Source organism: Methylobacterium sp. A52T, from assembly GCF_053346095.1.
Genome location: NZ_JBKFBI010000231.1, coordinates 1 through 5,172 on the forward strand (window position 1 = coordinate 1; position 5,172 = coordinate 5,172).

Below are 5,172 nucleotides of genomic sequence, written 5' to 3' on the forward strand. Positions count from 1 at the left end.
GCAGCCCCCCCGCGGCCGGCCCCCGCCCCGCCCCCCGCGGGGCCGCGGGATCCTGCCGCGGATCAGACCGCGAATTCAGGCGGCCAGGGCGCTGCCCTGGAGCATGGAGGGCGCGAAGGCCCGCAGGAGATCGGGGTCCAGATGCCCGGCGCTGTCGGTCATGATCGACAGCGCCTCGGCGGGCGAAGCGGGCTGCCGATAGGTCCGCCGCTCGGTCAGCGCGGAGAACACGTCGCAGATCGTCACGATCCGCACGAGGTCGGAGATCGCCGGACCGGACAGCCGATCGGGATATCCTTTCCCGTCCAGACGCTCGTGGTGGTGGCGGACCACGTCGATCACCGCGTCCTCGAAATCGCCGTGCCCCCGGAGCAGATCGGCGCCGATGTCGGGGTGGCGCTGCATCAGCCGCAATTCCTCGGGGTTGAGCGGCCCCGGCTTGTTGAGGATCTCCACGGGAATGCGCGCCTTGCCGATGTCGTGCAGGAGCGCCGAGCGCACCAGAAGTGCGAGATCAGTCTGACCGAGCCCGATCTGCGAGCCGAACGTGGCGGCATGGCCCGCAACGCCGAGCGTGTGCTGATAGACGCCGATCTCGTGGCGCCAGACCTCGGCGAGCCACTCGGAGATTCCGACCTCGGAGATCGCCGCCAGAATCAGCTCGGTCCCGCGATCCGCGTCGGCGCGCTGCAGCCGCGCCCCGAGGGCGGCGCTGTCGAAGATCTCGGCGACGACGGCGGTCGCGCCCGAGACGCGCTCCAGGAGCCGGCGCTGCCGCAGCTCTGCGGACCGCGTCGCCTCCTCGATCATGGCGAAGACGTTCGCCAGAACGAGCTGCCGGGGCGAGGCGGCCGGCAGCTGACGCAGAAAGCGGGTGGCCGGCATGGGTTCGCCGCGCACGAGGACGAGGCGCGGGACCGGCGGTCCGTGATCGGGGAGGGTCGACTGCAGCTTGGCAGCCTGGGCCGGCGGCAGGTCGAGGATGACGAGGTGTGGGCGGCCTGACGGTAGCGGCGCGCCGGGCGGGATCGCCCAACAGTTCATCACGAGCGCGATGGCGCGCTCAAGGGCCGATCGTTCGGACGGGCGGTCCGATACGAGGAGGACGTAGGGGCCGTCCGAGAAAAGCGAGGCTGCGCCGAGGGCCAACGCGGTAGCTCCTCGCCCGCACGGTCAACGATCGGTTCACCCTACGCGTAAAATTTGAGGAAAGCGTTACCCCTAAGCACTCTCTGGTATCGCGGATCCAGCGCTGACTTCAGGCGAGCTTGGCGTTCGCGACGTCGGCGGTCGGCTCGACAGTGTTCCGGGCACGGTCTGCGGAGAGGAAGTCTGCGAACTTGACAGTGAGCAGCGCCTGGCAGGCGGCGAAGGCGACAAAGATGGCGAGGAAGCTGGCGATCATCGGACTCTCCGGCGCGGTCTGAAACCGCTTCATATTGCGATGCAATGCGTGCCATGCTGCTGCGCAACTTGGTATGCCAGATTACGAATATCGATTATGCCGCACATGCATGGGGCGCGCAGATCGAGCCTGAGAAGCCTGCATTCTCGCTGAGTCATGCACAAAAATGCAAACCTGACCGACTTGGCGAAGTGCTGGACGCGCCGAATATGTTCCGCAGTGCATCAACGCTTGCGCGCGATTGATGTCCGCGCACGTGCCAAATTCGCGTCATGGCCGGCGCGGCAATCGAGGGTTTCCCGACCGTCTCTCGCGCCCTTGGCCCATCATCATGCCGCACAGGCACGAGGTGTCGTCCGCGCCGGACGATCCGTCAGGCGAGGACTGAACGGCCGCTCAATCCAGGTAATCGCCGTAGGTGTCGACGTGCTGCGCGAGGCCCAGTCCGTGCTCGCGCACGAGTCTCTCGGCCAGATCGGCATCACGGGCTTCCAGCGCCGAGATGATCGCGACGTGCTCCCGGATGGAGCGCTCCGCCCGATCGCCCTGCCGGAGGGCGGTGCTGCGGATGCCGCGCACGTGCATCAGCAGGTTGCTGGTCAGATCGGCGATCGCCTCGCAGTGGCCCAGCGCGATGATCCGCTGGTGGAATCGGATGTTCGCATCCGAATACTCGTCCATGTGCTCGGACGGCTGGCCCTCGAAGAATTCCGGAAACGACTCGCGCAGCGAGCGGAGTTGGCCGTCGGTGGCGCGCGCGCAGGCGAGCCGTGCCGCCATGCTCTCCAGCGCCGTCCAGGCGTGGATCATGCTGACGATCTCGCGCTTGTTCTTCTTGATCACGAAGACGCCGCGCCGGGCCTCGGAGCGGACGAAGCCTTCCTGCTCCAGAACTGTCAGGGCCTCTCGCACCGGGGTGCGGCTGACACCGAGATCCTGCGACAGCTTGCGCTCGTCGAGCCGCACCTCGTCCGGACGCCCGTAGATGTCCATGTTGGTGATGGCCGTCTTGAGCGCCTCGTAGGCCAATGTCCGGAGACTGGAGCTGGCGACGATGGGCTTCACGCTCAGCGGTTCGGAATTCGACATCCCTCGTCCAGTCAGCTCACACGCATGATGTCTCGCACGCATTCTCTGTCGTGCGCTCTCAAACGACCTAACCCAAACCTTTGCAAGATCCTAGTCGATCGCAGAGCGGTCCCACAGACCTGTGACCTTTGCCGGCGCTCGGCACCTGAAAAATAGGCCGCGGCGCAACCGTCACCCAACGCCTAGCGGTGCACGTTCGGGGAGACGATTTAATCCGCGACAGCGGTCCTGTGTTTTTTTGCAGGTTTGATTGACACTCCGGGATTAAATCAGCACGATCTTGCTGGCATACCGTCGACCATCGGACATCAATGCCGACCCGCCGCCGGATGCTGCTGTACTGCAGAGATTATTTGCCTGCGGGCCAAGAATTTTTCGAAGAATTCCGATCACGTTGTTCTGACAAGCTGCGCCGTGGCAGGGCATAAGCCCGGCTCGAGCGCGAACGCCGACAAGAATACTGCCAAGAGGGAACGGTATGTCCGAGATCGTCAAACCGGTTGGGCGCGGCCGCTGGCTGCAACTCGCCTTCGGCGTCGTCTGCATGTGCATGATTGCCAACATGCAGTACGGCTGGACTTTCTTCGTGAGCCCGATGCAGGAGCGGCACGGCTGGGATCGCGCGGCGATCCAAGTGGCGTTCACGCTGTTCGTCGTCACCGAGACGTGGCTGGTCCCGATCGAGGGCTGGTTCGTGGACAAGTACGGTCCGCGCATCGTCACGCTGTTCGGTGGCCTGCTCTGCGCCGTCGCGTGGGTGATCAATTCCTACGCGGATTCGCTCACCGTGCTCTACATCGCGGCCGCGATCGGCGGCACCGGTGCAGGCGCGGTCTACGGAACCTGCGTCGGCAACTCGCTGAAGTGGTTCCCCGACCGCCGCGGCCTGGCCGCCGGCATCACCGCCATGGGCTTCGGCGCGGGTTCGGCACTCACGGTCGTGCCGATCCAGGCGATGATCAAGTCCCAGGGCTACGAGGCGGCCTTCTTCTACTTCGGGATCGGGCAGGGCGTGATCGTCATGCTGATCGCCCTGTTCCTGCGCGCGCCGGCCAAGGGCCAGGTTCCGGAAGTCGCCCGGGTCAGCCAGTCGAAGCGGGACTACAAGCCCTCCGAGATGGTCCGCACCCCGATCTTCTGGGTCATGTACGCGATGTTCGTCATGATGGCCGCCGGCGGCCTGATGGCCACCGCGCAGCTCGGCCCGATCGCCAAGGACTTCAAGATCGCCGACGTCCCGGTCTCGCTCCTGGGGATCACGCTGCCGGCTCTGACCTTCGCGGCCACACTCGACCGGGTTCTCAACGGCGTGACGCGCCCGTTCTTCGGCTGGGTCTCCGACCATATCGGCCGTGAGAACACGATGTTCCTGTCCTTCGCGATCGAGGGCCTGGGCATCTACGCGCTGAGCCAGTTCGGTCAGAATCCGATCGCCTTCGTGCTGCTGACCGGTCTCGTGTTCTTCGCGTGGGGCGAGATCTACTCGCTGTTCCCGGCGACCTGCGGCGACACGTTCGGCTCGAAGTACGCGGCGACCAATGCCGGGCTGCTCTACACGGCCAAGGGCACCGCGGCGCTGATCGTCCCCTACACCAGCGTGCTCACGACCATGACCGGAAGCTGGCACACGGTGTTCCTCGCGGCCGCGGCCCTCAACATTCTCGCGGCCCTGCTGGCGCTGTTCGTCCTCAAGCCGATGCGCGCCGCCTACACCAAGAAGCCCGAGGCGGGCCTCGCACCGGTGCTGGCGCAGTAGCAGGCCCCGATCGTCCGGCGCCGCAGCGCCGAACCGAAGCGAACGAGCCCGGCGCCGTCTTTACGGCGCCGGGCTTCCTGCATACCGGGAACCGGGCTTTCCGGAGATCGGGCATGGACAGGGACGAGCGGATCGCGCGCGAGGGCGTCGTGGCGGCGGCGCGGGCACTCGACGCCCAGGGGCTGAACCGCGGCACATCGGGCAACGTCTCGGTGCGCTTCGGCGACGGGCTCCTGATCACCCCGTCAGGCGTGCCCACCGACCGGATCGGACCGGACGACGTGGTCCGGATGGATCTCGACGGGACCCACGCGCCGGATCGGAAGCCGTCATCGGAATGGCGCTTCCACCGGGACATCCTCGCGTCACGTCCGGAATTCCACGCGGTGGTCCACGCGCATCCGGTCTATTGCACCGCCTTCGCGATCTGCGGAGAGGCCATCCCGGCGGTACACTACATGATCGCGGCCTTCGGCGGCCCGACTGTACGCTGCGCGCCCTACGCGCCCTACGGCACCGAGGAACTCTCCGACCTCGCCCTCGCGGCGCTCGTCGACCGCAACGCCTGCCTCCTCGCCAACCACGGCATGATCGCGGCCGGGGCGAGCCTCGAGAAGGCCCTGTGGCTCGCCGTCGAGCTGGAGACACTCTGTCAGCAATACGCCGTCGCGCGGCAGATCGGGACGCCGATCATCCTGTCCGACGACGAGATCGGCACGACGGTCGAGCGCTTCCGCGGCTACGGCCTGAATGCGGCGCGGTCGACCGCGCCGGAGACGACCTGAGCCGCGGCTGACCTAGAGCGGTATCCGATCATATTGGATCATATGCGTCGTAGCCTCCGGCGGCGAGATAGCGGCGGCATTCGGCTGGCGTGAAGCGTCTGAAGGCTCGTCGGATCGTGTCCCAGAGGTCGCTGATC

6 protein-coding genes and 1 pseudogene are annotated in these 5,172 nt (G+C 66.4%); 3 read left to right on the top strand and 4 right to left on the bottom strand.

Annotation, left to right across the window (positions count from 1 at the left end; genetic code table 11):
- Positions 1–75: 75 nt before the first annotated feature.
- On the bottom strand, positions 76–1,149 hold the full coding sequence (locus ACLBYE_RS29430) for an HD-GYP domain-containing protein (protein WP_447696866.1): 1,074 nt from the start codon (positions 1,147–1,149) through the stop codon (positions 76–78).
- Positions 1,150–1,258: 109 nt separating this feature from the next.
- Entirely contained in the window at positions 1,259–1,405 is a 147-nt protein-coding gene (locus tag ACLBYE_RS29435) for a hypothetical protein (protein WP_020092011.1), read from the bottom strand.
- Positions 1,406–1,458: 53 nt separating this feature from the next.
- On the opposite strand from ACLBYE_RS29435, the gene ACLBYE_RS29440 reads away from it, so the two are divergent.
- A complete protein-coding gene (locus ACLBYE_RS29440) occupies positions 1,459–1,650 on the top strand; it encodes a hypothetical protein (RefSeq protein WP_447696867.1) in 192 nt (63 codons plus the stop codon).
- A gap of 151 nt (positions 1,651–1,801) precedes the next feature.
- Here the strand turns inward: ACLBYE_RS29440 and ACLBYE_RS29445 are convergent, their stop codons facing one another.
- Positions 1,802–2,494 (bottom strand): GntR family transcriptional regulator, encoded by a 693-nt coding sequence (locus ACLBYE_RS29445; protein ID WP_020092012.1) that lies wholly within the window; start codon positions 2,492–2,494, stop codon positions 1,802–1,804.
- 478 nt (positions 2,495–2,972) lie between these two features.
- Between ACLBYE_RS29445 and oxlT the strand changes: the two genes are divergently transcribed.
- Complete coding sequence (gene oxlT / locus ACLBYE_RS29450) at positions 2,973–4,250, top strand: oxalate/formate MFS antiporter (protein ID WP_020092013.1); 1,278 nt, start codon at positions 2,973–2,975, stop codon at positions 4,248–4,250.
- Between the two features lie 113 nt (positions 4,251–4,363).
- Positions 4,364–5,035: a class II aldolase/adducin family protein gene (locus ACLBYE_RS29455; RefSeq protein ID WP_447696868.1), complete on the top strand. Its 672-nt coding sequence runs from the start codon at positions 4,364–4,366 to the stop codon at positions 5,033–5,035.
- Between the two features lie 28 nt (positions 5,036–5,063).
- Here the strand turns inward: ACLBYE_RS29455 and ACLBYE_RS29460 are convergent.
- Positions 5,064–5,172: pseudogene (locus ACLBYE_RS29460) on the bottom strand (IS630 family transposase); the annotation flags it as partial.